The sequence below is a fragment of the Candidatus Micrarchaeota archaeon genome (assembly GCA_028866575.1).
Taxonomy (GTDB): domain Archaea; phylum Micrarchaeota; class Micrarchaeia; order Micrarchaeales; family Micrarchaeaceae; genus UBA12276.
The window spans coordinates 71,702-98,041 of the sequence record JAGWHU010000001.1 but is presented as its reverse complement, the minus strand read 5'-3'; the positions used below and the strand labels follow the sequence as shown (position 1 = coordinate 98,041).

Here is a 26,340-nt window from a genome sequence, read left to right as displayed (position 1 = left end):
ATGAATATCAGGGTCAGATTATCCCAAGAATGTAAAGGTACGCGACCAGCACGGCTATTACCACTATTATAGCAAGCACTATCAGCCTGTCCATCCTCTTTTCCTTGAGGATCCTGTTCTCTATGCTTTTCACCTCCGTGTCGTGCTCGATCTGCAGGGTTGCCTGCTTCAGGAACGCCTGGGCCGGATCCATCTGGCTGCTTTCTGCACCGTGGGTTTCTGGCCCTGCAACGTCAGGACCGGTTTCATCTGGGCCTTTTGTTGCGCCGTCCTGCTGAACGGCATCCTGCTCGTTGTCGCCCTTGGCTTGCGTGCTTGCGGCATCCTGCGCTTGCTGCTCCGCTTTCGGCATGCCCTGTCGCACCCTAAGGAAGCCCTTCTCGGTCAAGGTGACGATCATGTTCCCGTTCCTCAGCTCGTATGCCAGGAACTGCTGGACGGAGAGCTTGTGGAGATGAAGCGCAAGGTCCTTGGAAGTCACGTTCACGACAGCGGTAAGATCCTGCAGCGTGCGCTTCCCACTTGATATCTGCTCCAGGATTTCCATGTCCAATGTGTCAAACGGCACCGTGGCCTTTTCCTGGGCCTCGGTGATGAGCTGCTTTCCGCTTTCAGTGACTGATATTGAGCTTTGGCTTGGAAATGATGTAACGAAATCAACGAGCCCCTTCTGCTTCAATGATCCCAGTATGTTTGAGGCGTCGAAGAATGATGAATTTATGAGCCCGCCGAACCTTTCAACGGTCGAATCGGGAGTTATACGCATCAATGCGACTAGGTCTATGAAATTTATATTGTCCTGCATGAACGCACCAATTATCTAGTATAATAAGTAAATGTATTTATTAGCTTGTCGGTCGCATAGCGTTTCCCGCGCACAGTATTATAACATTTTTGCCCAATTAGACTATGTAGGTGCTATCGATAATGCAGCTTAGGTTTCTTGGGGGCGCCGGCGAGGTCGGAAGGTCTTCAATACTGTTAACGGACGGCACAAGGCTCATGCTGGATTACGGGATAAAACTGAACCACAAGATAGATTATCCCATTGCGATGCCCGAGATCGATGCGCTGGTGCTGAGCCATGCGCATTTGGATCACAGCGGATACGCACCGGCATTGTACAACGAGATGATGGTCCCAGCGTTCGGAACCGAGCCGACGCTGGAGCTTTCAGAGCTTTTGCTGAACGATTCGCTGAACATAGCAAAGAAGCAGCACATGAAGCAGAGGTTCCACAAGAGGCAGATATCGAGCTTCATGCACAGGTACATGAGCCTGGGATATCATTCCAGGGCAAGCATAGGCGGCCTCGGTATAGAGTTTTTCGACGCGGGGCACATATGCGGCAGCGCGATGGCGCTCATCGAGAGGAAAAATTCAAAAGACAACAAGCGCGTTCTTTATACTGGGGATTTCAAGATGCTGCCGCAGTACCTGCACAAGGGCGCGGAGAAAGTAGAATGCGACGTGCTCATAACAGAGTCCACATATGCGACAAGGGAGCATCCCGACAAGGAATCCCTGGCCAAGGACCTTGTTGATAAGATAAAGGAGACGCTTGACAACAATGGCACCGTACTTCTTCCGGTCTTTGCGGTAGGCAGGAGCCAGGAGATACTCTCGTTATTGTGCAAGAGCAACCTCACGCAATACACGTACGTTGACGGGATGGCAAGGGCCGCAACCGCAATAGTGCTGAAGAACAGCGACTACATAAGCAACCACGGCCTTCTGGAGAAGGCCGTAGGCGAATCCATGACTATAAGGGACAGGTTCGATAGAGGCGATGCACTTAACTCCCCTTCGATAATAATGACAACAGCGGGCATGCTGAGCGGCGGGCCGGTTCTTGATTACATAACAAGGCTGCGCAAGAATTCAAGGATATTCATAACAGGATACCAGGTAGAGGGAAGCAACGGGCGCATGCTTCTTGAAAGCGGCATGGTGATGTTAAACAACAGGCAAATGAGGATAAGTGCGCCCGCGCACTATTACGACATGTCGGCCCACGCAGGAATGAAAGAGCTGCATGAATATGCAAAAGGCAGCGGGGCCAAAAAGATAATATGCGTGCACGGGGACAGCGCTAATGCGGCGGCCCTATCTGAAAGCCTGAAGCTTGAGGGCTACGACGCATACGCCCCGAAGATTGGGGACGTGATAAGGATAGATTAGGCTTGCCTATCAGAACCTTCCGGATTCCGGCCATTTCAATAGGCGGTCTTCTACAGTTTCCTTGCGCGGCGAGGCCTTCTCCCCGCGCCGACCTGAAATGACCAAATAAATGAGCGTGGCGAGGGACACCGATGCGGCGATGTCTATTATTATGAAATACGCGTCAAGCGCCCCGATTAGCATGTAGCTGAACACTACGAGTGCCGATAAAGAAACCGCTGCGCCGATGTATACGCCGCTCCTTGACTGCATTAGCAGCAAGATGCCGGATACAAGCCCCAGCGCCATCAGTACGGCCTCTGATAGCAGGTATATGTATGTACCGATTGACGCGATGAGGCTGGCGCTTCCGATATATTGGAGCATTTGGAGGAGCTGCCCGTAACTCGCATAAAGGAACACGAGGAACGCGAGCACCAGCATTATCCCGGAGAGCATGTATATTCCGTATTTTGAGGGACGCGCAGATGCCTGCGTTGGAAGCACCCTGTCTATATCATCAAGGCAATAATGGCCGGAGTTGTATTCAACGATGTCCTCAAAGCAGAAGGGCCTATGGCAATATGCGCAGACGGCATACGCGGAGCGCCATGGGTGAAACACGCATTTTTTCCCCATTGCTGCGTCCCTGCCGCCTTTTCCCGAAAGGCGAATGCTGGCATTATTGCCCGCGGGTTTTGGATCGTCCGGCATTGCGCATCCCTCTTTTCCCTTGCGATAATGCACAAGGGACGAAGCTTGAAGCTTAAACCTTAAACCTTGAAGTCCCTCTTGGACTTCTCTATGGCCTTCCTCTTGAGCTTTTCGAATATGCCCCTGTGCTTGGCGCAGCTTATGCAGTAGTACGTCTTCCTTCTTTCGAAGAACCTTACGTCCTGTGCAGTCCTTGTCTCGGTGCTGAAGCTTATCCCCCTTTCATATGCTATGGCCTTGTTGTGGGGCACAGTCCTTCCGCATGACTCGCATCTAACTAACGTGTCTTTTCCTCTCAATTTAACACCATTTGTATGATATGATAGATTTTACTATGATAAGGTTAATAATCCTTTATCAGCATAGATTATATGCTAATGCTATGTAAGCCATTCCAAGTGCTTGAATGTACCAGAACTGCGAGAAGGCGATAAAGCTCACCATACCTGCGCTAAGGATAGCCGTTTCCAGGAGCCTGAGCAGCGAGCATGGGATGAGCGAGACGGAGATAGCCAAAATCCTCGGCGTGGCGCAGGCATCTGTTAGCAAATACCTCACTGGAAGGTATTCTGCGGAAACGAAAGGCCTGGTTAAGGAGATAATGGCGGATAACCTGCAGCATAGGATAGTAAAGGCAATAACAGGAGGAGCAGGGGCGACTGAAACGGCAAAAATAATTGACAGCGTGGCCTCTGATAGCAGGCTTGTTGATGCGGCATTGGGGCGCATCAGGGCAAGGGCATAGGAAGTAAGGAAAACGTTCGGCTTGATTTATATAATTTATTTTATATATTGGTTGTATTTGCTTTTTTGCCGGGTATTTTATGTCGTCTATGCGCTGCAATTTTTGAAAAAAAGTAAAAAAATAAGCAGATAGTATTTAAATACTTTCCAAAGGTCAATTCCGTTATTGGTGAATATATATGCCGAATAGCCCACAACACAGGGACGGGACGGTCGTAGAGAGCATAAGCGTTAATATTAATAGCGTAAGGCCGGAGATAAGCGTTTCGGAATCTCAGACATCGGATCCGGTGCTTGCGCCTTATCACAGGACCCTTGAAGAAATAGAGAAGATGCCCATAATAGAGAAGACGATGACTGTTTGCCCTGAGTGCAAGCTGATAATAAACGGCATAATATACAAGGACGGCGACAACGTGATGATAAGGAAGTTCTGCCCGGAGCACCAGTGGACTGTGGAGAAATACTGGGAAGACTACGACATGTACATGAAGATGAGGAGATACAACTACTACGGAAGGGGCTTCGAGAATCCAAACTACATAACCGAGACGAAGGGCGCTAACTGCCCGTTTGATTGCGGCATGTGCGAGAGGCACAAGTCGCACACAGGTCTTGCCAACGTGGTGATAACTAACAGGTGCCACCTTAGCTGCTGGTATTGCTTCTTCTATGCAAAGGAGGGCGAGCCGATATACGAGCCTACGCTTGACGAGATAAAGAAGATATTCATAAACCTGAGGAACCAGAAGCCGATACCAGCCAATGCCATACAGATAACGGGAGGGGAGCCTACGATGCATCCGCAGATAATAGATGTAGTCAGGACGGCAAAGGAGGTCGGCTTCGACCAGATACAGCTCAACACCACAGGCATAAACATAGGGCTCAACCCCGATATGGCTTACCAGCTCAGGCATGCTGGGGTAAGCACGCTTTACATGAGCTTTGACGGCGTAAGCAAGCGCGCAAATCCGAAGAACCATTGGGAGGTGCCCATGACTCTTGATGCAATAAGGAAGGCAGGCAGCACCATAGTCCTTGTGCCCACGGTAATAAGGACGATAAACGACCACGAATTGGGTGCAATGATCAACTTCGCGATAAACAACATAGACATAATAAGGGCAGTCAACTTCCAGCCGGTATCACTTGTAGGGAGGATGCCGACGAGGCTCAGGGAGAAGCAGAGGATATCGATCCCCGGGGCGATAAAGCTGATAGAGGAGCAGACGAACGGCGTGATAAGGAAGGAGCACTGGTTCTCTGTGCCGTATGTAGGCGGGATAAACAAGTTCATAGAGGCGCTGACGGGCGAGTTCAAGTACGATTTGTCCATACATTTCGCCTGCGGTGCGGGATGCTACCTCTTCATAGACCCTGACGGCAAGATAATACCGATAACGGAATTCGTTGATGCTGCGGGAATGCTTGAACACCTGCAGAAGGCTGTAAACGAAATGGAGGGCAAGAGCAAGCTCGAGAGGAGGCTCATAGCAGTCAAGACGCTGTTCGGGATCAACAGGTTCATAGACAAGAAGAAGCAGCCGAAGAGCGTCAATTTCATGAAGCTGCTCATGTCGGTGCTCCTGAAGCACAACTTCGAATCGATGGGCACGTTCCAGATGAAGACGCTTTTCCTGGGAATGATGCACTTCCAGGACGAATACACGTATGACATACACAGGGTAGAGAAGTGCGACATACACTACGCGATGCCGGACGGGGAGGTGCTTCCGTTCTGCACGTTCAACGTGTTTCCGGAGGTTTACAGGGACAAGGTGCAGAAGCAGTACAGCATACCATCGAAGGAATGGGAGAAAACGCACAACGCATGGACATACGCTAAGGACAAGTACGTCAGGAACGTAAAGGAGCTGGAGAAAGGCGAGCTCTACAAGAAGACGTACGGTGAGCTCGTGGATTACTTCGAGCTGCCGGTTAACGGAGGCAAGCATGTCAGGAACTTCGCAAACGAGAAGTTCGACGCGCCTGAAATGCAGGTGGTAATGACAAGCGCACCGAAGGGAGCACCGTCAACTGAAACAAAGGTGAATTTCAGCGAAACCAAGGCGGCTGAGCCTTCCGGCAAGGATGAGTCATGCGCTTGCGGCAAGGCGGATTCGGAGTGCGGATGCGGCTCCGGGGCACATGCAGGTGAGGCACATGAAGGATCCTGCGGATGCGGAGGTAACTGCGGGTGCTGAAGGCGGTTGGTTGCGATGGACCACAGAAATCTTGATTACAACATAAAGCAGGAGGAGGATACCAACTCCAAGTACAGCGGGTACATTATGGAGGACGGGAAGAAGTTCAGGGTTCCCTACAACATCATAAAGAAGGCCGTATTTACCGGACTGAAGAAGGAGGAGCTCATAGACATACCCCATGCTGCGAGGCTGCAGTACAGGCTCATGCTCATGGACCCGGTGATAAAGGCCACGGTGGACTTCACGAAGTCCAAGATAACTGTTCTTTACAATCCGAGGGATGCAGACAACATGAAGGAGAAGATAAGCATAGAGGAGCTTAGGGATTTCCTCGAGAAGCAGGGAATCCACACGGAAATTGAAAAAACGAGCATAGAGGATTACGATTACTACAAGGACCTTTATTCCTATGCATATACGCCGCCATCCATAAGGGAAAGGGTACCTTACGGCTATACAACGGAGGAATGGAAGGGGATGAGGGCCAGCTGGCAGGAGAAGCTAAAGCAGGGAGAGATAGAGAAGCAGGAGAAGTTCAGGAAATTCCGCGAGGAATACCTCGATCAGAATCCCGAACTGGTGCCCATAGTTGACCCTTCCTACAAGCCCAAGAAGGTAGTTGCAAAGACTACGCTTCTCGGAAGGATATTCGGGAAGAAGAAAACTGAAAAAGGGTTCTGGTTCCACGGCGTCTGATTTTTGCCCGTTTCTAAAACATGCAGTGTTTGCCAATGGTGGGAAAGGTTGTGCTTTTTGATACGGAGAACACGCTCATAAGGGAGTGGAAGGACGTCTCGCAGTATTACGTCGAGGCCATAAGGAACTCTTACGGCCTTACCGTTGAAGTCGAATTGCAGAAATACGAGGGATTCACAGTCCAGGAAACTGTTTACGGCATACTCTCCAAAAACGGCCTTTCGGATGATGAAATAAAGGCAAAGCTCGAGCTTTTCCTCCAGGAGCTGCCGTATGCGCATTACAATGTAGCCGGGCACGACAAGGCAATCCTGGTTGACGGCGCAAAGGACCTGCTTAGCTACCTGAAGGGCAGGGACTACGTGATCGGCTCCGCTTCGGGGCAGATGGAGAGGATACTGAGAAACATGTTCGAAAGGGCGGGCCTTGACTACGATTCGTACTTCAAATTGGGAGCATATGGGGATTCCGGAATGCATATTTCCGACGTAATAGGCGTCGCGATAGGCAAGGCCAAGGACGAATTTTCGGCAGACAAGGATCAGCTGACATTCATAAGCAATTCCAAGGCCCATGTGGACGCGGCACGCAGACTAGGGATAAACGCCATAGGGGTCATAACAGGCGCCCATTCAAGGGAAGATTTCGGCGGCGAGCCCGTTGCCAAGGGCCTGAATGACTGCAGGAGATTCCTAAAGTGAGCCCCTGCCGATGTATTTGTCAATAAGTATCTCTGCTGCGACTACCGGCTCTTCCAGCCTGAAATTGTTCAGGACTTTCGGATTTACTTCGCCGAAATGCCCTATTGTCTCCTTTCCTACGATTATGGATGCAGCCCTTCCCTCTATGAATGACTTGTCGTGGAGCTCGGTTATCCTGTAATCCTTGCAACCCAGGAACCTCAGTATTTCAGTTGCTACTGCCTTGATCTCGGAATAGTTTGCCCTTGAGTGCTCGCTGACTATACCTATGTGCGTATTTTCAACGGGGTTGCCCTTGCTTATGCGGAATACCTTGCCTATCTCGAACAGCTTCTGGGGCATGCTTTCGTGAACTGAATTGCCGAGGTTCTGCATAAGGTGTGGCAGCAGTGACGTCCTAAGCATTGTTATCGACTCCGTTTTTGCATATGCAACCTTTATGGTGGATTCCGGCTCCTCCTCATAAAGGACATTCCTGAAGTTAAGCTCCTCGTTGGTCAGGTAAAGGTTCATTGCCTCGCTGAATCCTATGCCCAGCATCATCCTGCAGAGCCTGTTCTCTATTTCCTTAGATTCCTCAGGGAGGCTTGTGGAAAACCCGAGCACAGGTACCGGCTTTATGTTATCGTAGCCGTAGGCTATGGCTATGTCCTCCACTATGTCCTGCTCGTTGAAAACGTCAAGCCTGTATGGCGGCGAGTATATGAGCGTGTAGTTGCCGTACTTGGCGGCCACGTGCCCAAGCTTGTTAGCAAGAGTTACCATCTTGTTCTCCTCCAGGTAGACGCCAAGGGTCTTTTCGACCTTCGTCCTCCTAAGCTTCAGGTGCTTGTACTCTAGGGCTGGAGTTGTCCTAATCTTGGCCTTGCGTTGATACACTATGCCGCACGGGTATACTTCCGCGTGCATGTCTATGAACGAGCATGCGAACATGCTTATAGCACCCTCAACTGCGCTCAAGGAGGTTCCAGTTATTTCAACAAGTAGATTCTTTGTCGTCCAGGTAACCCTGGTGAGCTCGGAGTTTATTATTGGTATCAGTGAAAGCACGTTTCCGGAAGAATCCTTTAGGCAGGGGTATAGCTTGCTCTTGCCCAATGCACTAGAATACTGCAAGCCCTTTTCGTGCTCCTTTATTATGCCGCTGAACTTTTGCCTTGAATCAGATCCGAGGGGCCTGAATTCAGTTTCGCCGGGTGAAGCATCATAGACAAGGTCGCCCTTTATGACATCGAGGTTGTGAAGCCCTATCGCTATTTTCTTCCTCTTCCTGCCGTAGGTCTCGCAGAATTTCTCGCTGAAGTTTATTAGGTACTTAAGCCTGTTCCCGTTCAGGTTCAGGCCCTTTACCACAGCAGCGGCTATGAAAGGCCTTGATTTCACCGCGCTTGTTACGTTGACATTCATTGCTGTTCCGTTCCTTATTGAATAATGCTTCTCCCTGGGCACGCTGCTCCCTGAAAGGAAGGCAGCGGCCCTTGCGAAGCCCGTCAGGTCAAGCATGTCAGGCCTGTTCGGGGTTATGTCGATAGTTGCAGACTTTTCGTCAAGCGATTCAAGCGACATCCCGAATCTGTCGACTATTCCCTGTATGTTTTGCCTTGATATCCCGTAATCCTTTAGGTCTTCCAGCTCGAACATAACAATTGACATGTGATCACAATTTAAGCTCAGGCCTGCTGCGCAGCCATCCTACATTGTTCTTGTAAAGGTGCAGAAGGCTGTCTATATCCATGAAATTGAATATCAGCCTGTCAACGCCGGGCCCCCATGCCAGAACGGTCTTGTTCGTGCCCATTGCCCTCGTTATTTCCTTCCTTATTATGCCTGCGCCGCCAAGTTCTATGGTATCCTTTTTCTTCTCGTCGTAGTAGTATATCTCCAGCCCGGGCTCCACGAACGGGAAATACGCAGGCTTGAATTTAACCTCTAGACCCAACTGCGAATACAGCCTCGAGAGCGTGTCTATCAGGTTGGAGAAAGTTAGGTTGTCGCCTATTATTATTCCGTCCATCTGGTAGAATTCCGCAAGATGCTTGTAGTCTATGCTCTCGTTCCTGAATACCCTGCCCACAGAGAAAAGCTTGATGGGATAGCTGCTTTCCATGCTGCTCGCGAATTTGCGTATGTAATGCGCGGATACGGTTGTTGCGTGCGTCCTGAGAAGCGCCTGCTGCGCTACGCTCTCCTTCCACAGGTCCTTCCAGTTTTTCCTGTGAGCCCTCTTCAGCTTGTGCATTAGCTCCACGTCCTCTATTGTTATCTTTTTAGGGTTGGAGAGGAAGAAGGTATCCTGCATCTCCCTTGCGGGGTGGTCCTGCGGCACGAACAGCGCGTCGAAGTTCCAAAACGCGGATTCTATTATGGGGCCGGATACCTCGGTGAACCCAAGATTGAAATATGCGGACCTTATGACGTCCAGAAGCTCGTGCATCGGATGCGGCCTTGCAGGGTTGAGCGCTTCGGCGTTTGAGTTTATGTCGTATTTCCTCAGCTTCTCCTTTTTCCACTTTCCGCTGACTATCATTTCCCTTGTAAGCGTGCCTATCCCTTCGTCTTCCGGGAATCCCGATGCGTCTGCGCCTTCAATGACATGTATCTCTTTTATCCTGCCCTTGTCCGTTATTTCTATCAGGTTCCTGTTTTTAAGATCGTTTGCGAGATCAGCATCTCTTTTCAATATTACTTCGGTATTCTCCTCGCTCTTTGAGGTATTCAACTCTTTGAGCAGGGCCCTGTATTTGTAATCCGAACCTTCCTGCGATGCGGATCTTCCCTTTTCAGTGAGTATGACGGTTCCTTTTTCGATTTCTATCCAGGCATTCTTCTTCGCCCATATTATCCCTATCCTGTTGTTTATGGATGCCAGGCTTTCCCTGCCGCCTTTTTTCCTCAGGAGCTCGGCCAATGCCTCCTCAGGGAATTTCTTTACGTACCTCTTGCCTTCACTGGTGAGCCTTGCAGTCCTGCCAGTGTCCCTGTCAACCTTTATCATGTTGGCCTTGATCAGGCCCTCTATCGCACGGAGCAGGGAATCCCTGTCCATCCCTAGCTTATCCCTTATGTAATCTGGATCGCCGGTATTCTCCCTTTTTATCAAGTTCAGTACAGCTTTTTCATCTTCATGCAAAAGTATCGCCACTAATTCCTCAAATCACTGCCCTGCGATATATGTACAGCACAGAAAGCACTACGGCAAGAGCTATTATCACGTATGTGTATATCCCCAGGCCGTTGTATAGTGCGGTGAAAAACCCTTCGACTTCAGCAGGCATGCTCTCCTTTATCGTATAGACGAGGGTGAACGTGGAGAGCGGCTCACCGTACAGCCATGATATGATGGTTACGTTCTTGTACTGGGTGGTGAATGCGTACGGTGGGAGGTCAGGTATTGGATAAACAGACACTATTTTCCCGTCGTGCGGCAGTATTACGGTGAGCTCGGTGCTCGGGTTTAGGACCTCGCCGCTGACCCCATGCTCGAAATTGAATATCCTGGAATTGAATTTGTATTCGTATTCCCTGGGCGCTATGCGGTTTACGAACGTCACATTTGAGACGCTGTACAGCAGCGTTATGTTTGCATAGTTTCCGCTGCCGGTGCGCGTTACCGGGCCGGGAAAGAACTTGAAATTGTAAACGCTGGAGTTGGGGTTTATTATGTGGTCAGTTACTATGGGCCCTATTATCGCGCGCCAGTCGCTGAGCGTCAGGTTGAGGGCTGCCCTGTCCACAGAGTACTGGCTTACGGACTCGTTGCTTATGGAAAGCCTTATGACTTCCGTAACCTGTGCGCTCGTGTTTGTGTTGAGTACAAGCGTGACGTTAAGGTTCTTGACAGTGTAGGAGGCATTGGCAACTGGCATTGATGCCATAATTCCTGCCAGAATCAAAAATGCAGCAAGAGCGTACAGTGCTGGGTTTTGCAAGGTTTACACCTATTAAAAATTGCATATGTACTAATAAATAACTAGTGCCTGCGGGACAGCTTGCAATATCACGCATTGCATCAACTGCCGTTTTTGGTGTCTTTCGGAAGCATGCTGGCCCTCATCCTTCTTGCGGCGCTTGAAACAGCTATTGTTGCTATTACGGTGCCCATTGATAGCGCGCCGAACTGTAGCAGGTGCATGTTTGGGTTGTTTGTGAACAGGTTGTTGGGCGTAACGCCGGTATGGATCGCATAGAGCGCTATTGTGGACGAGTGGAAGTATGTTACCCTCACAGCAGATATGGTAGCCTTAATTTTGGGATTTCCCTCCATCTGGGAAATTTTGCTCTTTACCCTATCCCTGAAAGCGGAGGAGCTGGAAGGCTTGTCGGATAATGCATTGTTTCTCCTTATTTCGGCTTCCATTTTGCCACCCGTGGCTGTCCTTACCAAGTTAATTTCGTTCAGGCTTAAATAACTTTGTTTTTAAAATAATTTAAGTGATTGCATGATAACAGGATTCTCAATACTGAATGTAGAAGGCAAGATAAATTCCTCTGAAGTACTTTCCAAGCAAAGATTCCCGAGGCTGAACATAAACATAGACAAGGTTTCCGCCGACGGGACGAAGCTCAATGTGGACTACTCGTTCCAGGCCGACTACCTTGATGGCGATAACAAGGATTCCAAGAATATAGGCCATATAAAGCTTACAGGGCTAGTCGAGGTAACCGAATCTAAGGATGAAGTGGCCAGCGTGCTCAAGAAGTGGAATCAGGACCACGTCCTGCCCGTGCAGCTTGCCGAGGAAATAATAAACGGGCTGAATTTCAGGTGCAGCGCTACGGGCACGCTGGTGGCATATTCACTCGGACTGATACCGCCCTTGGTAATAAGCACAACTAAGATACAGGAGAGCAAGTAATACGGGCAGCACGTGCGCCCGTAATGTGGCCTCCTGCTAGTTTTAGGACTTAGTGAGATAATGGGATCCAAGAGATTAGAAGGGGCTATTTTCAACATAGACTACCTGAATAATGAAAGCGAGTCCGTACTTAGGTTGACAGTAAAAGGGAAGGACGGAAAGTGCTACGAGGTATTTGATCGCTCTTTCAAGCCCTATTTTTACCTCGTCCCGTCGAAAGAGCTTGATGAGGATTTTGTCGGGTCCATTTCAACAGTAGACAACGGAAGGACCATAAAGGCCCTGAAGGTCCTGATGGCCGAGCGCTCCGTGCTGGGAAAGCAGGTTAACGCGTACCAGGTTTTCGTAAGCAGCACTTCGCACGTGCCCAAGCTCAGCTCAGCGATGTCCCAGTACGGCGTTTGTTATGAGTATGACATACCCTTCGCAAAAAGGTATTCCGTAGACAAAAAGGTTGTGCCACTCATATACTACAGCATGGAGGTAGGGGAGGAGAATGGGATGCTGTTTCTTGAATCGATAGGGGATGCGGTTGACGACTCGCCGATAGACCTGAATGTCATGTGCTTTGACATAGAGGTGTACAACCCCCTCGGCGTGCCAAGGGCAAGCAAGGATCCCGTAATCATGATAAGCTACCTTTACAACAGCGGCAAGAGCAGCATGAAGCAGGGCGTCATAACGTTCAAGGAGATAGGGCTCCCTTTCGTGGAAGTTGCAGATGACGAAAAGTCGATGATAAATTCGTTCGTAAACAGGGTAAGGGAGCTCGGCGTGGATGTTCTGGTCGGGTACAATTCGGCAAACTTTGACATAAGATACCTTCTGGAGAGGGCAAGGGCGCTGAAGATGGACTTCAATCTGAGCAGGTTCGAGGGCAACACTAAAATAGAGAATCACGGGCTGGTGGACATGGTCAAGATTGCAGGTATTGTACACGTAGACATGTACACCGTAGTAAAGTTCATATCCATAGTCGGCGCATCTGAGAACATATTGAGGCTCAACAGCAAGACACTGAAAAACGTATACGAGGCAATAACCAAGGACAAGAAATTTGCCGTGGAAAAGATGGACATATTCAGGCTCTGGGACGGAAGCGGCAACGATCTTGAAACCCTTGCGACTTACAATCTTGCGGATGCGGAGGCGCTTTACAAGGTCTACGAGACTTTCGTGCCGATAATGGTGGAGCTATCGAAGCTTACGCACGATGCACTTGGGGACGTGTGCGTTTCCACAACAGGGCAGCTCGTGGAATTCATGCTCATGCACAATTCCGTAAAGTACAACGAGATAATACCGAACAAGCCCACGGATATCGAGATGAGGGAAAGGCTTGCCAATCCGATTGAGGGTGCATACGTTAAGACCCCGGAGCCGGGAATTTACAGCAACCTCGCCATGTTTGATTTCAGGGGACTGTACCCTTCCATAATAATCGCCTACAACATAGACCCCTCATCCGTTTGCAATGATTGCAAAGAGTATTATGAGTCCCCCAACGGCATACGTTTCGACAAAAAAAGGAAGAGCATAGTTCCGCTGATACTGAAGCAGATGATAGAGCAGCGCGCGGAGGTGAAAAAGGCGTACAAGAAGGATCCTGATAACGTTTTCCTAGGATCCAGATCCCAGGCGCTGAAGATAGTGTCCAACTCCGTATATGGATACCTTGGCTATCCAAGATCCAGGTGGTACTCCAGGGCTTGCGCCGCCAGCGTCACAGCATTCGGCAGGCAGTATATAAAGGAGAGCATAGACATTGCGGAAAAGTTCGGGCTGAAGCCCATTTATGGTGATACGGATAGCATAGTTGCGCTTATGGAGGGCAAGACCAAGGACGACGTCATGAAATTCCTTAAGGATTTCAACGCCAAGCTCCCTGAATCAATGGAGCTGGAGCTGGAGGATTTTTACAAGCGCGGTGTCTTCGTAGGCAAGAAAACCGAGAAGAGCGTCTCAGGTGCAAAGAAGAAGTACGCGCTGATATCAGAAACGGGCAGGATAAAGATACGCGGATTCGAGCTTGTCAGGAGAGACTGGTCCAGGATCGCAAGGGACACCCAGAGGAAGGTCCTTGAGACGATACTGAACGAGGGCGACGCGCAGAAAGCAGTGGACATAGTGAAAAATGCGGTTAAGGAGCTGAGGGACGGAAACGTGCCCCTGGAAGAGCTCGCGATAAGCACGCAACTAAGGAAGAGCATAGACGGATACGACGTAAAATCCCCGGAGCTTGGGGCCGCGCGAAAGGCAGTAAGGGAAGGGAAGAAGAAAAGGGAGGACCTTGAAGGCGCTGTGATAAGCTATGTGATAACAAGGCACGGCAGCAGCATATCAGACAGGGCGGAGCTGGAGGAGTTTGCAAGGGACTACGATGCGGATTACTACATAAACAACCAGGTGCTCCCGGCAACTATGCGAATACTCAAGGAGCTGAATTTCAGCGAGGAGGAGCTCAAGGGGCTTGGAACGCAGCGGAAGCTTTAGAAGGGCATTTCCCTTAAGCAATCCCGAAAGTCCGCTCCATAGCCCTGCCGAACCCTATGAATGGCTTTTCGAAATACCTGTGCGCCACATATGAAAGCGCGATAGTCCCTAAAACGGTCAGAGGTATCCACACGAAAAAGTTAGGCTGGCCGGAAACGGCTACCGCGGCGATTTCCACAGGAACGCTCAATATGTATATCGGGTACGTAAGGCTCCCGAGAAAATGGGATACCCTGTTGGTGAAAAATTTCGAGTTTCGCAGGTTTGCAAGGACCAGGAAGTATATCAATGAGAATATTACCGGGGCGAACCATGAAACTTCGCTGAAAGCAAGTATAAGGCTGAAGTTCAACCAAAGTATAACAATAAGCAGGGAATTGACCTTGACGGTCTTGCCCAAAGCTATTATGGTGCCAAGCGCATATGATATTGCAAACATCGGGAACTGCGCGAAAAGGTACCTTGACATAACGGTTATGTGCAGCCCGTATGCGATGAACGCCATATAGCCGATGCTGAACCCGACCATCCCGATGAAAGACGCAAGCCAATTTTTTCGGAACGCTATCACCCACAAGGGAAGAACCAGGTAGAAAAGCTCTTCGATTACCAGGGTCCATAACGGGGTCATGCTAAACGTCTGAGGGAAGAAGTTCTGTATGAAGAAATACTGCTGCCATGCCACGTTTGTTGAGAATGCAAGCGCGAATATCGGTATCGCTATGAAATAAAGTGGCCATATCCTGAAGATCCTGCGTATGTAGTACTTCAGGGCATTGAACCTGCCCTTTACCGAATAATCTTCGGATTGGAACTTGCGCATCAGGATATAACCGCTGATAAGGAAGAACAGCTCTACGCCAGAATATCCCGAGTACATTATGAGTATTGGTGCAGATATCAATGACAGGGGGAGATCGGATGCTATGTGGGTGCACATGACCATTATTGCTGCGAATCCGCGCATGCCTTGTATGCCTATTTCCTCCTCCAAGTGCATCCCATGGGTATTGTAACCGTTTTATTGAATTTGTAACGCAGTTATAAGAACATAATCAGCCATAGTAAGATTGCTAAAGTTTCGTGCAGTTCATATATTCTTGGTGTTTCTTTGACAAAGGTTAGCGCGGAGGAGATTGATACCATAAAGGAGGTCGGAAGAATTTCCTCGGAGGCGATACTCTATGCGGCAGATCTTGTCAGGCCCGGGGCCAAACTTCTTGAAGTTGCGGAATCTGCCGAGAAATTCCTTAGGGACAAAGGCTATGGCCTTGCATTCCCGATAAATCTTTCGGTAAACGAACAGGCTGCCCATTATACCCCCTCTATGAGCGATGAATCGGTATTCACAAACGATGATCTAGTCAAGATAGACTTCGGCGGGGAGAAGAACGGCATGCTTGGCGACGGCGCGATAACGGTAGATTTATCAGGCAAGTACGCAAAGATGGTAGAGGCTGCGGATAAATCCCTTGACAAAGCGATAGGCATGATAAGGCATGGGGTGAGCGTATGCGACATAGGAAAGGCCATAGCCGATAGTGCCGAATCTGACGGGTTCAGGCCGATAAAGAACCTCGGAGGCCATGGGATTGGTTTGCATGACCTGCATGCTGAGCTGTTCATACCGAATTACGACAACGGTGACTTCACGGTAGTGGAGGAGGGCATGGTAATTGCAATAGAGCCATTCCTCACTACGGGAGACGGTTTGGTAGTCGACGGTGATTTTTGCGAGATTTACAGCTATGATGCCGATAGCGGCTCAAGACAGGTAAGGTCTTCGGAAGCAAGGGCGTTGCTGCAGCACATAGAGAAGAACAACAGCAAGGAGCCTTTTGCCGTGCGCTGGTTCAGCAATCTTGTCGGCTCCAGGTTCAGGCTTTATGCCGCGGTGTCAGAGCTCGTAAGAAGCGGCGCAATAGAGCCCAGCCCTGTCCTTGTTGAGGCCAGCGGTGGAATGGTTGCCCAGGCAGAGGCGCAAGTGATAGTAACAAAGGACGGGTTCGAAGTAATAACAAGGGCAAAAAGATGAATCCTGTAATTCACGGGGGTATGATCTTTGCCTTCCTGAGGAATTCGATGTTGTCGATTACCTGCAACCCCAAATGATCCCCGAACTGCACCCTTATGTCATTCCACAGCGTTCTCTCCCTGATTTCCGGCCCGGTCCCCACGGCAGCCAATAATTTTTCTTTGATTAGGAATGGCTTGATTTCGTTCAAGAATATGCTTATATCATCCTCTTTTCTTTTTTTGCTTCCAAGATCTTCCAATACCATCTCCAGTATGGGCCTGTGCACGTATGTATGGAACCAGCTTGTGGAGCTTCTCACATCACCCTTATTTGCATAGTAGTACGCGTTGGATATTGTCGATTTTACGCCTTCTGGGCTCGAGATGCAGATTTGGAGCGCATCGTAATCCGCCAGCTTATTGAATTCAGTACTGCTAAGGCTTATCCTGATCCCATCCAGGAAATCCGTAAAGTGCGGTGTATTCAGCCTTTTTACGGATTTTATGGTTTCTGATATCGGATTTGGGGCATTTTCTATTGCATATTCATCCTTTAGCGGAATGGATATGCTTTCCTTCATGTGACTTGTTGATTTTCTCAGGATGTCGCAAGTCACAAATCCGCCGTGCCCCCTATGTGCGCCTTTATGCATTCTATCAGTTTAAAGTTCCTAGAGAATTTATTTATATATGTTGTACAGGAATTTAGTAGATTAATTAGTGTTGCTGCCTCTGCAATGTTATGCCATCGCATTCTGCAGCGAATTCCTTTTGCAGCATTCCCCATGCATACCTGTACCCTTCACAGGTTTCCCTGTCGGCACATATGGAGCGCAGCCACAAAGGAAAAGTCCCGTTTATGTTTGTGTGGGCAACCTCTTCTATGTCAGTATTTTTAACGTTCCTCCACTTCGTTGAGCGCGCATCTGCATGCTCCATTTTTATGTAATCAGAATTAAGCAGCTCTATGACATTGCCGCTCGTTATTATTTTGTTTGTCTGGTATGAATGCGCAGAATCGAAAGATGCTATGAGTATTGCTTTTGCTCTTAGAAGTTCTTCGTCCTTGCTAAATGGCGTATCTCTCTTCTGTGAAAGTTCGTGAATTTTTTCCGCGAGTATATCATATTTCGTTAGATTATACTTTATAGGCATATAATGTCCTACAACCTGTAGTTGACCTACTTAATATACAATAATAAAGTATATAAAGATTTCAAACAATAGAAATAATCAGCATTGGTGGATACTATGGGAATTTTGAACATATTTGGAAAAAAAGATTCAGCGAAAGGCATAACAGAGGGGCCGCCCTACAGCGTATCCACCGAATTAATACCTTATAGGCTATACGCAAAGAAGGCGAGCTCCGCAACGCTTAACATAAAGGTAAAGAACCTCACAAAGGATATTTTGCTAACCTCAGTGGTGGCGGAATCTGCAGGGAAAGTCGGATTTGACGAGATGGTCGTATCAAAGCAGAGGGAGATAAGGATTGGGGAGATGCAGCCTGGCGAGCAGAAGGAGGTTAGCCTCGGCATATACAGCAGCATAGGATCCGACGCTGGCGAGTACACCATAGCGCTCACCACAATAGCCCATTACAGGGATTATGCACATGTATTGAATGCGATAAAAAAAAGAGTCCTGATAGAGTTGGTATGATCGGTTTATTGCTCGGCGGGCTTTTGCTGCTCCTGCTGCGAGTTGACCAGCGAATTTATCCCGATTATAAGTTCTACGATCTTCGCGCCCCTTTCAGTAAGCCTTATGAGCTTTAGCTTGCCGTGCTTCTCGCTGGATGTTATCCCCAACGCCTCGCACGTGGCAAGGAAATTGCACGCGTGGACATACGTGGTGCTTGAGGCCTTTGCAAGCGTCGATATGTACCAGTTCTGTGAATTGTCCTTGAGCGCGACAAGTATTTTTATTTGTTTTTGCTTCAGGATTATATTGCTGTTCATTTAATTCATATCTGCCAAATGTTAACTATATATAAAAATAAGTTTATTAATCATTATAGCAGCTTGGTTGTCATGGAGCATAGATCCAAATATAAAAGTATACAGAACTTTGCGATGATTGCCGCATCCGTAGGCGTTCTCCTTATAGTTACGGCTTTGATTACAGGGGTTGACGTTCTCGTCTTCTCAGGGGGCATGCTTTCGTCCCATGCCGTTGCATACGTAAGAAGCAACATTGACAGGATAGTGTTCTCTTTCCTTGTACCGCTCGTAGGAGGGATACTGCTGATAATGGCGGGTTTGAAACTCCTCAACATAGACGAGCTCACGGCACAAAGGAACATGGTGCAAAGCAACAGGAAAAGGGCTATCCAGCACAAGGAGAAGATCCTGAATGCATTCCTGAACGATACTGAAAAGAGGATAATGGAGCTAATAAGGGAGTATCCTGATGGCGCACTTCAATCGGATCTTGTGATAAAGTCCGGTTTCTCGAAAGTGAAGATCCATAGGATACTGAAAAGCCTTGAGAACAAGGAGATAATAAAAAGGGGAAGGTTCGGGATAACGAACAAGGTCTTTATTAACAGTTGACTTACAAGCTTATTTTGGGGCTGTACGCTAACCTGGCAGACTACCAGATTCGGGTTCTGGTTATCCGAGTTCAAATCTCGGCAGCCCCGTGATTTTAGCGCCAAGCCATAGCAGTTATACTGCCTTTATGTAACATTGAGATCCGTAACCTGGTAGTTCAGCAGCTGCTCTGCCTGCGCCTTTGGGAATGTACTTCCGTTGTTTATTATGAGTATAGCATAGTTTTTGTAGTATGCCCCAAGTGTCAGTGCGGCCTGCCCGTTGTTTATTGAATCGCCGGAATACAGCACATACGTGGCGTTGCCGGAGCTCCCCATCTGCCTTTCGGAAATAGGATATGGAGGATTGAACGTGGAGTTTATGTAGTTTATGGCACTGCTGCCGTTCGCGAACCTTATCCATTCAGTGGATAGGAACGTCCCGCCCTTGCTGAAGTTTGCTATCCCATAACCTAATACATGCCTTTGGGGCCCGTAAGGGAGCGTGATGTTGGATGTGCCGTAGCTGTACTGCGCCGCTGCTGTCCAGCCAGTTCCAAGCGTCGATATTACCTGGGTCATCGTAATTGTCTTGTTTTCGCTATTGGAAGGCATGGTGGAATTGGTGCTGTTGCCCGTTATCGTTGATGTGTATATCGAGGACGCTGAAGTGCTAGTATTCTGTTGCTGGTTTTGCACCGTCGTGGTGGATATTGCAGACTGCCTGCCAGAGAATACAGTATACCCTATCACTATGATTGCTATAACAACTACCACTATTATTGCCGCTAGTATGCCATTCATTCAATTCCCATTATAATTGATTTGGAAAGTGATATATTCCTTTGTTTATCGCTGCAACTGCGGCATTTTTGCCATTAGAAAAGCATAGAGTGATTTTTCCAAAATAAATGAAAAGGATTATAAAGGACTCGTGTAAATTAAAGTATAAGCAGGTGTACAAACTATGCAGAATAATAAGTTTAGGTCAATTTCGTTGCTTTTAGTAGCAAGTATATTTGTATCGTATTTTCTACCGTTGTCGTATTCGGTAGGCGCATCGCAGTTCACCCTCTACGGTAATGTTATAGACGGCAGCACTTGCAATCCGATCGTGGGCGCAGTGGTTTCGGCACCATATAACAGCAACACCACCAACATAACTAACTCGACAGGCGGATATATACTACTCCTTGGCTCCGGAAGCTGGAATGTCACTGTCTCAAAGCCCAATTATATGCCAATAAAGTTCATTACATCATATCATCAGAATGGGGCGTACCAGTTCAATACATACCTGCTCAAGCCTGGCTCCTCGCCGGCCAACTGCACAGCAAACAGGCACTCGGTAAACTCCACAGTGCCATCTACGATAACGGCAAACTCGACAGTGAGCTCAACCGCCTTGCCCACAACAACGCAGCAATCCAACAACCAAACCGGGCAAAACAGCTCGTCGAACGGCAACAAAACGGCGCTTGTCGTTGGCGGAGCAATAGTGCTCATCATAATACTTGTGATAGTGGCTTATTTCGCGCTTAACGGAAAGAATTTTGGAAAGCAGAAGGAGCCGGAGAGTGCCAAGGCGCAGCCCAAGGACGAGAAAAAGGATGACAAGAAGCAGCAGTAGACATAAGGGCTGGCTCGCGCACCGAATGGAAGATAAGCCTTTGCCATGCCAGCGCATGGCTTTTTATTCTTTTACTGCACAATAAATATGACTATTTGTGTGATTGTATGTTTGAGATAAAGATAGATGACGCACGATACTGGAAGAATTGTGTTGATTCGATAGTAAGCCTGATAGACGAGGGATCATTTACGATATCCAAGGAGGGCATATCCCTGAAGGCAATGGACCCGTCCGGAATAAGCATGATATCCTTCTTCATCCCGAACAAGGCCTTTGCAAAATACGAAATAGAAAAGCCCTCTACAGTAGGCCTCAACCTGGAAAACTTCGGCAAGATCCTCGCCAGCTCAAGGAGCGGGGAGCAGCTCGTCATGAAGGAGGGCAACGGCAAGTTTCTTGTGGAGTTCATAGGCAAGAACAGCAGGAGGCGATACAGGCTGCCAATGATTGACGTCAAGAAGGACGCCGACAAGGAGCCGAAAATAGAGTTCGATTCCGTAGTGGAAGTCAAGTCGGATCCCCTGAAGGAGATACTCAAGGATGCGAACCTGCTTTCTACGCACGTGGGGTTCAAGACTGACAAGGATTCTTTTGTGGTCGTTGCAAAGGGCGATGCGGGAGAGCTTGAGGAGGAGCACATGAACAATGCAGAGGTCATAAAGAAGATAGACACCTCAAAGTCTTCCTCGGCCACGTTCAATTTGGATTATCTGGAAAGGATGATAAGCGCATGCCCGTCAAACTCATCGATGATGTTGTCGATAAAGACTGAGGAGCCGATAAAGATAGACTACAGCATAGGGGATGCGAATGTGTCCTACTATCTTGCGCCTTACATGGAAAACTGATGTGATTCTCGAATGAGATTCCTAATAATCATAACGCCGAAGGATTTTAGGGATGAGTCAGTCTCATTGATAAAGCTGTTTTTCGACAAGTGGGGCATACAGTACAGCATATCAAGCTATACATCAAACAGGTGCACAGGCATACACGGCGCGGTTTACACGCCGGACATACACGCCTCCAAGATATCGCCGTCGGAGTACGACGGCATAGTGCTCATAGACGGTACGGGAATAGAATCCTATAAATTATATGATTACAGGCCGCTGCTCGACCTGATGATCGGATTCAACAATAGCAGGAAGTACATAATGAGCGTGAACAACGCCGCGAAGATACCGGCAAGGGCCAACATAATAAAGAACAAGCGCGTATCATTTTCCACGGACGACAGGGAGACGCTGCGCCTCGTGAACCTCTTTCATGGCATACCTTCTGACAACGAATACGAGATATCGGGCAACCTTATAACGATAAGGAAATCTAGCGACATAGAGGAATCAATGCTCAAGATACTCGAGAGTATGGGAGTAACTTGATATGGCGGTGAAGAATTCGGGAATCGTCAAAAGTATAGCGCTCGAGAGGATGGAGCTGCTGTACGCGCTTGCAAAAGAGGCATACAAGGATGACCCGGAGCTCTCCGAAAGGTATGTAAGGCTCATAGGGCAGATAAGCAGGCACTACAGGGTTAAGCCAAGCATTGAGGTAAAAAGGCACATATGCAGGAAATGCGGCTCGCTCCTGGTTCCTGGAGCCAGCTTGTCGGTGAGGATTGCCAGCAGCAAAAGGCGCATAATCTACAGGTGCACGATCTGCGGCGCAGAGAAGAAGATAATTTACTAATTGCTAAGTTTGTCCTTGAGCCTCTTGGCATCGTCGTCGCTCAGCTCCCTGTGCTTCACGAACCCCTCTATCTTCTTGGGGTATTTTGGCACTACGTGTATGTGGAGGTGAAATATGATCTGCCCTGCATCCCTTCCGGTGTTTGTGGTTATGGTCAATCCGCTTGCGCCGAGCCTTTCCCTCATTTTAAGGCCGTAGCTCTTTGCGACTATGAACATGTGCCCCACTGTTTCGTCCGGGGCCGCAAGCACGTTCTCGTGGTGGTCCTTTGATACGACCAGCAAGTGGCCGAATTCTGACGGGAACCTGTCGGGTATGACGTAGCATTTCCCATCATCAAAGATGGTTTTCGGGTTATCCTTCGCAAGCTTGCAGAAAATGCATTCGTCATCCATCAGCGCATCACCATGCATCCTATTCCTGGACCATAAATGGGCCTGGAGAGATTTGAACTCTCGACCTACGGCTTTCCTCTGATTAAACCCCATGTTGGAGTTTAAAATTATAAGACCGTCGCTCTAACCATGCTGAGCTACAAGCCCGTTGAATGATTTAACAAAATCAAAATATTTAACGCTATCTGACTGATCCTGCGGTCACGGCATTACGTCGTTGTTCGTTATCCATGATGGTTTGGCAGGAACCGGAGGCAATCCCCCCGTGTAGTTGACGAGCTCGAATATCCTTACAGGATAAGTGCCATTGATGAAGTTTATGCCTGTTGCGTTTAGCGGATATACCTGCCTGAATCCAGGAAGGTCTCCGAGTATGAAGCCCTTGTAGTAATTCGAGTTGTAGAACTCTGAAGGCGCGTCTGTTATGGTGCCATTCGGGCCGTTAGGCACGTATATCATAAGGAATTCCACGTAAAGGCTTCCCTGTATGTTTTGCACCCCCAGGTACTGTGATGCCTGAACGACTGCGTTCATCTTCTTGCCCGTAGTGGTATAAACGCCGAGAACCCCTCCCGCATTGGGCGCGCTGCTGACGCAAACGGTATTGTTCTCTAGGCTGTTGCCTATTACAAGGTAACCGCTTATGTATGTGGTTGTGCTGTTTGATATCATGCAGTAGTTGTTGATGCTCTGCGACTGGTTTGTTTGTATCAGTGCAGACAGGGGAAGCAGCACGAATTCGGGATCATGTGCCTGTTCGCACTGGGACGTACCCAGCACGTATGGCACTGGAGGGGAGCTGCTCCTGCCCTGAGCGAGCGCGAAAGCCTCGGATGTCGAGTTTATGTTGACGCAGCCGAGGAAGTTGAGCGCACCCCATTTCTGTATGAGGTCCTGATCGAACAGCACGTACCTTGTCTGGTTTCCATTCATGTACTGCGCCAGCCTCTGGGGAGTATAGTTGTATTTCGGGCCAAGGACGTACTGCGCCGCGACGGCATAGTCCTCGGTTGCGACCGAGTTGTCCCCCCTGAGAACCGCATTGCTGTTGCCGAACCAGTTTATCCAGTCGCCGTAGTCCCACCATGCAAGGACTCGAGGCGCGTTTGGCCCTACGTTTATGTGGAGCCATGTCATTGCGTTCAGCCAGTATTGGGGTATGGTGTTGCAGTAGGAGTTGTATCCGAGGCTGTTCCCCGCATTGGACAGTATGTTGCATGCGCTTGCTGGGCTCGTGGCGTATGTTACCTGCGCGCTTATCGAGCCTATTATGGAGCTTCCTTCACCGTACAGGAACATGTGGGATGTAAGCGAGAACAGGGCCAGCAGCACGCATGCGACTACAAGCACCGCGTTGTTCCTGCCCTTTTCCTGCTTGATCCCGTATAAATATATCAGTATGAATGCGATGGCTGCAATCGAAAACGCAAGGCCGAAAAGGAAGAACAGCCCTACAACAAGCACAAGCCCGAGAGCAAGCGGGTGCTCTTCGTATATGGACTTGATGCTGTACTGCTCCTGCTCTGCCCTGGAGAAGTAAACCAGAAGCATCAGAAGCGCGAGTATGAGGACACCGAGGCTCACCGTTGCCGCTATGCCGAAGCTGTATAGGGAGAACCCTATCAGCAGGGAGGTTACGCCTATCACAGCAGATATGCCTATGAGTATGTCCCTGTGCTTTGCCATTTTGTGGTAATTTGAAGAGACAATGTACAGCAATTCGCCGAGCATTATACCGAAGAGCATTATGTATGCGGTTCCGAAATGCGGGAGGTACTTGACCTCCGAGAACCCCGCAGCCATCAGCGGCAGCGCTATTGCTATGTATAGTATTCCAGTTTTGCTTTTCCTGAAGGCGATAGACATGCATATTAGCATTATCGATATCACGCACACGACCCATATTATTATAGGAACGCCGAGCATGCCAGCGCCTAGGGCCCCGAATCCTTGCGAGCCGAATGCGTATGTTGGACCAGTAGGTATGAATTCCTGCACTGTCATGAAGAGCGGCTTCGACGGGGTTGTGAACCTGGTGCTTATCTCTATGTAGTTCTTTATTGGATTGCCTATCCTGGTAAACAGTATGGCTATGCTCGCGAGTATGCCTACTATTACCATGAATCCGAGCCTGCTGATGAAGTTGGCCTCCTTTATTATGAGCTTTTTGCTTGCCATGAATTTGGGTATGAAGTCAAGCAGTGCTATGAGTATCAACGCGAACAGCGGCGCGGCGACTATTATCGGGATGCCCAGTACGCCCGAGAGGTTGCTCTGCAGCGTTGCCTGGTACGGCGCATACAGCGCATAAAACAGTATTATTATTGCTATGACTATCGCGTTCATTTTGTAGAAATCTGCCAGTGACTCTCCCCTCAGTATGTCTATCAGGCCTGCGAATATTATGTATATGGCAAGGACTCCGGTTGTTACTGTATAGTAGTGTGCGCCCAAAAAGTTTGACGCGAACGCTATACCTGCGAGTATTGCCAGCCTCTTGTCCTTCGGGTTTCTAACGGCAAGCATATAGGTTGCAAAGAAGAAGAACAGAGCGAATATACCCCACGGCTCGACGAGCTGCTCCCCTGCTATGAATGTGGTGAAAAGTACTGGCATCGTTGCGGTCAGGGCGGCGCCTATAAGGCCTATCCTCTCGTCGTATTCATGGTAAAGGAGCACGAATATGGAGAATACAAGAAGAGCAGCAGTTATTGGAGGGTATATGCTGCCTACGTAGCTCATTAATGAGGTGCTGAACGCAGATTTGTGGTACTGCAGCCCGTTTACTAGAGTATACCAGAAGGCCTCAAGGTACGGAACCAGCGGCTGAAGCCGGTGGTTTGTCCCTGCAGCAACTACAGGCCATGCGGATGGGTCAAGTAGCAGCTGGTGCCCGTACGTAAGTATGTAATGTGTGTCTATCATGTCGAAGTACGGATCGAACTCGAAGAACTTCGGGGCTATCACTATGCTCTGCAGCCTGGTATAGAAAGTTATGAGCATGAGCGCTACAAGTATGGCCCACACCCACCACATTGATTTGCTGCGCCTCTTCGTCTCTGCCTCGGGGTTTGAGCTGCCGTCGGCTGCTGAAGGCCGCGAGCCGCCGAGCATTCCCGAAAGGCCGTGAAGCGTTGATGAAAGGTCCTTGAAGACGCCCTGCCAGTAGCACAGGATTGCGCCTACGACCGTAAGCGCAAGTACATTAGCCTCGAAAAGCGATAGCGAGAACGAGAAGGCATGCACGTAGCTCATGAGGTACGACTCGGCCCATGTCATTGTTGCCGGAGCTATGAGGCCGAATATGAACCCGATTACCACTATCTCAAATATGTGAAGCTCAGTCTTTCTCAAAAGCGCAAGCGCAAGAAGAAGGCCAGGTATGAACATAGAAAAGAACGATATGATAATGGCAGCAAACAATCCTAGTACCATGTTTATTCGACCCTGTTTCCATAGATGATATGTGCCGAAGCATTATTAGCCTTGGCCCG

Annotated in this window: 28 protein-coding genes and 2 tRNA genes; 15 read left to right on the top strand and 15 right to left on the bottom strand. The window is 48.8% G+C overall.

The window, feature by feature from the left end:
* Window positions 1-13: 13 nt before the first annotated feature.
* Entirely contained in the window at window positions 14-805 is a 792-nt protein-coding gene (locus KGI06_00600) for a hypothetical protein (protein MDE1870723.1), read from the bottom strand.
* Window positions 806-927: 122 nt separating this feature from the next.
* On the opposite strand from KGI06_00600, the gene KGI06_00595 reads away from it, so the two are divergent.
* Complete coding sequence (locus KGI06_00595) at window positions 928-2,181, top strand: MBL fold metallo-hydrolase (GenBank protein ID MDE1870722.1); 1,254 nt, start codon at window positions 928-930, stop codon at window positions 2,179-2,181.
* Between the two features lie 9 nt (window positions 2,182-2,190).
* Here the strand turns inward: KGI06_00595 and KGI06_00590 are convergent, their stop codons facing one another.
* Window positions 2,191-2,874 (bottom strand): hypothetical protein, encoded by a 684-nt coding sequence (locus tag KGI06_00590; protein ID MDE1870721.1) that lies wholly within the window; start codon window positions 2,872-2,874, stop codon window positions 2,191-2,193.
* 59 nt (window positions 2,875-2,933) lie between these two features.
* Window positions 2,934-3,173, bottom strand: a complete 240-nt coding sequence (locus KGI06_00585; protein MDE1870720.1) for a hypothetical protein — start codon at window positions 3,171-3,173, stop codon at window positions 2,934-2,936.
* Window positions 3,174-3,280: 107 nt separating this feature from the next.
* Between KGI06_00585 and KGI06_00580 the strand changes: the two genes are divergently transcribed.
* From KGI06_00580 to KGI06_00565, 4 genes are all read left to right on the top strand, one after another.
* On the top strand, window positions 3,281-3,619 hold the full coding sequence (locus tag KGI06_00580) for a hypothetical protein (protein MDE1870719.1): 339 nt from the start codon (window positions 3,281-3,283) through the stop codon (window positions 3,617-3,619).
* A 178-nt stretch (window positions 3,620-3,797) separates the two neighbouring features.
* Window positions 3,798-5,825, top strand: a complete 2,028-nt coding sequence (locus KGI06_00575; protein MDE1870718.1) for a radical SAM protein — start codon at window positions 3,798-3,800, stop codon at window positions 5,823-5,825.
* 15 nt (window positions 5,826-5,840) lie between these two features.
* On the top strand, window positions 5,841-6,524 hold the full coding sequence (locus tag KGI06_00570; GenBank protein ID MDE1870717.1) for a hypothetical protein: 684 nt from the start codon (window positions 5,841-5,843) through the stop codon (window positions 6,522-6,524).
* A gap of 35 nt (window positions 6,525-6,559) precedes the next feature.
* Window positions 6,560-7,225, top strand: coding sequence for an HAD hydrolase-like protein (locus tag KGI06_00565; protein MDE1870716.1), 666 nt, complete (start codon window positions 6,560-6,562; stop codon window positions 7,223-7,225).
* On the opposite strand, the gene KGI06_00560 is transcribed toward KGI06_00565, so the two are convergent.
* The 4 genes from KGI06_00560 to KGI06_00545 all read right to left on the bottom strand — a co-directional run bounded on the left by KGI06_00560 (window position 7,217) and on the right by KGI06_00545 (window position 11,582).
* Entirely contained in the window at window positions 7,217-8,878 is a 1,662-nt protein-coding gene (locus tag KGI06_00560; GenBank protein MDE1870715.1) for a phenylalanine--tRNA ligase subunit beta, read from the bottom strand. The genes KGI06_00565 and KGI06_00560 overlap by 9 nt on opposite strands.
* 4 nt (window positions 8,879-8,882) lie before the next feature.
* Complete coding sequence (locus tag KGI06_00555) at window positions 8,883-10,355, bottom strand: phenylalanine--tRNA ligase subunit alpha (protein ID MDE1870714.1); 1,473 nt, start codon at window positions 10,353-10,355, stop codon at window positions 8,883-8,885.
* Between the two features lie 19 nt (window positions 10,356-10,374).
* Window positions 10,375-11,100: a hypothetical protein gene (locus tag KGI06_00550; protein ID MDE1870713.1), complete on the bottom strand. Its 726-nt coding sequence runs from the start codon at window positions 11,098-11,100 to the stop codon at window positions 10,375-10,377.
* 134 nt (window positions 11,101-11,234) lie between these two features.
* Window positions 11,235-11,582, bottom strand: a complete 348-nt coding sequence (locus KGI06_00545) for a hypothetical protein (protein ID MDE1870712.1) — start codon at window positions 11,580-11,582, stop codon at window positions 11,235-11,237.
* An 82-nt stretch (window positions 11,583-11,664) separates the two neighbouring features.
* On the opposite strand from KGI06_00545, the gene KGI06_00540 reads away from it, so the two are divergent.
* Together KGI06_00540 and KGI06_00535 are read left to right on the top strand one after the other, a co-directional pair.
* Window positions 11,665-12,081, top strand: a complete 417-nt coding sequence (locus KGI06_00540; protein MDE1870711.1) for a hypothetical protein — start codon at window positions 11,665-11,667, stop codon at window positions 12,079-12,081.
* A 60-nt stretch (window positions 12,082-12,141) separates the two neighbouring features.
* A complete protein-coding gene (locus KGI06_00535) occupies window positions 12,142-14,574 on the top strand; it encodes a ribonuclease H-like domain-containing protein (protein ID MDE1870710.1) in 2,433 nt (810 codons plus the stop codon).
* 13 nt (window positions 14,575-14,587) lie between these two features.
* Here KGI06_00535 and KGI06_00530 read toward each other — a convergent pair whose 3' ends face one another.
* The gene (locus tag KGI06_00530; protein ID MDE1870709.1) at window positions 14,588-15,568 is read right to left on the bottom strand and encodes an acyltransferase; all 981 of its coding nucleotides are present in this window, start codon (window positions 15,566-15,568) and stop codon (window positions 14,588-14,590) included.
* A gap of 117 nt (window positions 15,569-15,685) precedes the next feature.
* Between KGI06_00530 and map the strand changes: the two genes are divergently transcribed.
* Complete coding sequence (gene map / locus KGI06_00525) at window positions 15,686-16,609, top strand: type II methionyl aminopeptidase (protein ID MDE1870708.1); 924 nt, start codon at window positions 15,686-15,688, stop codon at window positions 16,607-16,609.
* A gap of 10 nt (window positions 16,610-16,619) precedes the next feature.
* Here map and KGI06_00520 read toward each other — a convergent pair whose 3' ends face one another.
* Both KGI06_00520 and KGI06_00515 read right to left on the bottom strand, forming a co-directional pair.
* Complete coding sequence (locus KGI06_00520; protein MDE1870707.1) at window positions 16,620-17,243, bottom strand: hypothetical protein; 624 nt, start codon at window positions 17,241-17,243, stop codon at window positions 16,620-16,622.
* A gap of 64 nt (window positions 17,244-17,307) precedes the next feature.
* Complete coding sequence (locus KGI06_00515; GenBank protein MDE1870706.1) at window positions 17,308-17,745, bottom strand: hypothetical protein; 438 nt, start codon at window positions 17,743-17,745, stop codon at window positions 17,308-17,310.
* 96 nt (window positions 17,746-17,841) lie between these two features.
* On the opposite strand from KGI06_00515, the gene KGI06_00510 reads away from it, so the two are divergent.
* Window positions 17,842-18,255: a hypothetical protein gene (locus KGI06_00510; GenBank protein ID MDE1870705.1), complete on the top strand. Its 414-nt coding sequence runs from the start codon at window positions 17,842-17,844 to the stop codon at window positions 18,253-18,255.
* Between the two features lie 5 nt (window positions 18,256-18,260).
* Here the strand turns inward: KGI06_00510 and KGI06_00505 are convergent, their stop codons facing one another.
* Window positions 18,261-18,554, bottom strand: a complete 294-nt coding sequence (locus KGI06_00505; GenBank protein MDE1870704.1) for a hypothetical protein — start codon at window positions 18,552-18,554, stop codon at window positions 18,261-18,263.
* A gap of 72 nt (window positions 18,555-18,626) precedes the next feature.
* Between KGI06_00505 and KGI06_00500 the strand changes: the two genes are divergently transcribed.
* Together KGI06_00500 and KGI06_00495 are read left to right on the top strand one after the other, a co-directional pair.
* Window positions 18,627-19,148, top strand: a complete 522-nt coding sequence (locus tag KGI06_00500; protein ID MDE1870703.1) for a hypothetical protein — start codon at window positions 18,627-18,629, stop codon at window positions 19,146-19,148.
* 16 nt (window positions 19,149-19,164) lie between these two features.
* Window positions 19,165-19,237: transfer RNA gene (locus KGI06_00495), tRNA-Pro, on the top strand.
* A gap of 36 nt (window positions 19,238-19,273) precedes the next feature.
* On the opposite strand, the gene KGI06_00490 is transcribed toward KGI06_00495, so the two are convergent.
* Window positions 19,274-19,930, bottom strand: coding sequence for a hypothetical protein (locus KGI06_00490; GenBank protein MDE1870702.1), 657 nt, complete (start codon window positions 19,928-19,930; stop codon window positions 19,274-19,276).
* Window positions 19,931-20,165: 235 nt separating this feature from the next.
* On the opposite strand from KGI06_00490, the gene KGI06_00485 reads away from it, so the two are divergent.
* The 4 genes from KGI06_00485 (at window position 20,166) to KGI06_00470 (ending at window position 22,451) form a co-directional block, all read left to right on the top strand.
* Entirely contained in the window at window positions 20,166-20,756 is a 591-nt protein-coding gene (locus tag KGI06_00485; protein MDE1870701.1) for a carboxypeptidase regulatory-like domain-containing protein, read from the top strand.
* A 107-nt stretch (window positions 20,757-20,863) separates the two neighbouring features.
* The gene (gene pcn, locus KGI06_00480) at window positions 20,864-21,607 is read left to right on the top strand and encodes a proliferating cell nuclear antigen (pcna) (protein MDE1870700.1); all 744 of its coding nucleotides are present in this window, start codon (window positions 20,864-20,866) and stop codon (window positions 21,605-21,607) included.
* 12 nt (window positions 21,608-21,619) lie between these two features.
* Window positions 21,620-22,144, top strand: coding sequence for a DJ-1/PfpI family protein (locus tag KGI06_00475; GenBank protein ID MDE1870699.1), 525 nt, complete (start codon window positions 21,620-21,622; stop codon window positions 22,142-22,144).
* A 1-nt stretch (window position 22,145) separates the two neighbouring features.
* Entirely contained in the window at window positions 22,146-22,451 is a 306-nt protein-coding gene (locus KGI06_00470; protein ID MDE1870698.1) for a ribonuclease P, read from the top strand.
* On the opposite strand, the gene KGI06_00465 is transcribed toward KGI06_00470, so the two are convergent.
* The 3 genes from KGI06_00465 to KGI06_00455 form a co-directional block, all read right to left on the bottom strand.
* Window positions 22,448-22,846 (bottom strand): HIT family protein, encoded by a 399-nt coding sequence (locus KGI06_00465; protein MDE1870697.1) that lies wholly within the window; start codon window positions 22,844-22,846, stop codon window positions 22,448-22,450. The genes KGI06_00470 and KGI06_00465 overlap by 4 nt on opposite strands.
* 37 nt (window positions 22,847-22,883) lie before the next feature.
* Window positions 22,884-22,993, bottom strand: a tRNA-Ile gene (locus tag KGI06_00460).
* 54 nt (window positions 22,994-23,047) lie between these two features.
* Entirely contained in the window at window positions 23,048-26,281 is a 3,234-nt protein-coding gene (locus KGI06_00455; GenBank protein ID MDE1870696.1) for a hypothetical protein, read from the bottom strand.
* Window positions 26,282-26,340: the final 59 nt, after the last annotated feature.

Excerpts from the sequence above, each read along its gene's own strand:
- KGI06_00600 (MDE1870723.1), bottom strand. The coding sequence starts at position 805 with ATGCAGGACAATATAAATTTCATAGACCTAGTCGCATTGATGCGTATA.
- KGI06_00595 (MDE1870722.1), top strand. The coding sequence starts at position 928 with ATGCAGCTTAGGTTTCTTGGGGGCGCCGGCGAGGTCGGAAGGTCTTCA.
- KGI06_00590 (MDE1870721.1), bottom strand. The coding sequence starts at position 2,874 with ATGCCGGACGATCCAAAACCCGCGGGCAATAATGCCAGCATTCGCCTT.
- KGI06_00580 (MDE1870719.1), top strand. The coding sequence starts at position 3,281 with ATGTACCAGAACTGCGAGAAGGCGATAAAGCTCACCATACCTGCGCTA.
- KGI06_00575 (MDE1870718.1), top strand. The coding sequence starts at position 3,798 with ATGCCGAATAGCCCACAACACAGGGACGGGACGGTCGTAGAGAGCATA.
- KGI06_00570 (MDE1870717.1), top strand. The coding sequence starts at position 5,841 with ATGGACCACAGAAATCTTGATTACAACATAAAGCAGGAGGAGGATACC.
- KGI06_00565 (MDE1870716.1), top strand. The coding sequence starts at position 6,560 with ATGGTGGGAAAGGTTGTGCTTTTTGATACGGAGAACACGCTCATAAGG.
- KGI06_00560 (MDE1870715.1), bottom strand. The coding sequence starts at position 8,878 with ATGTCAATTGTTATGTTCGAGCTGGAAGACCTAAAGGATTACGGGATA.
- KGI06_00550 (MDE1870713.1), bottom strand. The coding sequence starts at position 11,100 with ATGGCATCAATGCCAGTTGCCAATGCCTCCTACACTGTCAAGAACCTT.
- KGI06_00545 (MDE1870712.1), bottom strand. The coding sequence starts at position 11,582 with ATGGAAGCCGAAATAAGGAGAAACAATGCATTATCCGACAAGCCTTCC.
- KGI06_00540 (MDE1870711.1), top strand. The coding sequence starts at position 11,665 with ATGATAACAGGATTCTCAATACTGAATGTAGAAGGCAAGATAAATTCC.
- KGI06_00535 (MDE1870710.1), top strand. The coding sequence starts at position 12,142 with ATGGGATCCAAGAGATTAGAAGGGGCTATTTTCAACATAGACTACCTG.
- KGI06_00520 (MDE1870707.1), bottom strand. The coding sequence starts at position 17,243 with ATGCATAAAGGCGCACATAGGGGGCACGGCGGATTTGTGACTTGCGAC.
- KGI06_00515 (MDE1870706.1), bottom strand. The coding sequence starts at position 17,745 with ATGCCTATAAAGTATAATCTAACGAAATATGATATACTCGCGGAAAAA.
- KGI06_00510 (MDE1870705.1), top strand. The coding sequence starts at position 17,842 with ATGGGAATTTTGAACATATTTGGAAAAAAAGATTCAGCGAAAGGCATA.
- KGI06_00505 (MDE1870704.1), bottom strand. The coding sequence starts at position 18,554 with ATGAACAGCAATATAATCCTGAAGCAAAAACAAATAAAAATACTTGTC.
- KGI06_00500 (MDE1870703.1), top strand. The coding sequence starts at position 18,627 with ATGGAGCATAGATCCAAATATAAAAGTATACAGAACTTTGCGATGATT.
- KGI06_00490 (MDE1870702.1), bottom strand. The coding sequence starts at position 19,930 with ATGAATGGCATACTAGCGGCAATAATAGTGGTAGTTGTTATAGCAATC.
- pcn (MDE1870700.1), top strand. The coding sequence starts at position 20,864 with ATGTTTGAGATAAAGATAGATGACGCACGATACTGGAAGAATTGTGTT.
- KGI06_00475 (MDE1870699.1), top strand. The coding sequence starts at position 21,620 with ATGAGATTCCTAATAATCATAACGCCGAAGGATTTTAGGGATGAGTCA.
- KGI06_00470 (MDE1870698.1), top strand. The coding sequence starts at position 22,146 with ATGGCGGTGAAGAATTCGGGAATCGTCAAAAGTATAGCGCTCGAGAGG.
- KGI06_00465 (MDE1870697.1), bottom strand. The coding sequence starts at position 22,846 with ATGGATGACGAATGCATTTTCTGCAAGCTTGCGAAGGATAACCCGAAA.
- KGI06_00455 (MDE1870696.1), bottom strand. The coding sequence starts at position 26,281 with ATGGTACTAGGATTGTTTGCTGCCATTATCATATCGTTCTTTTCTATG.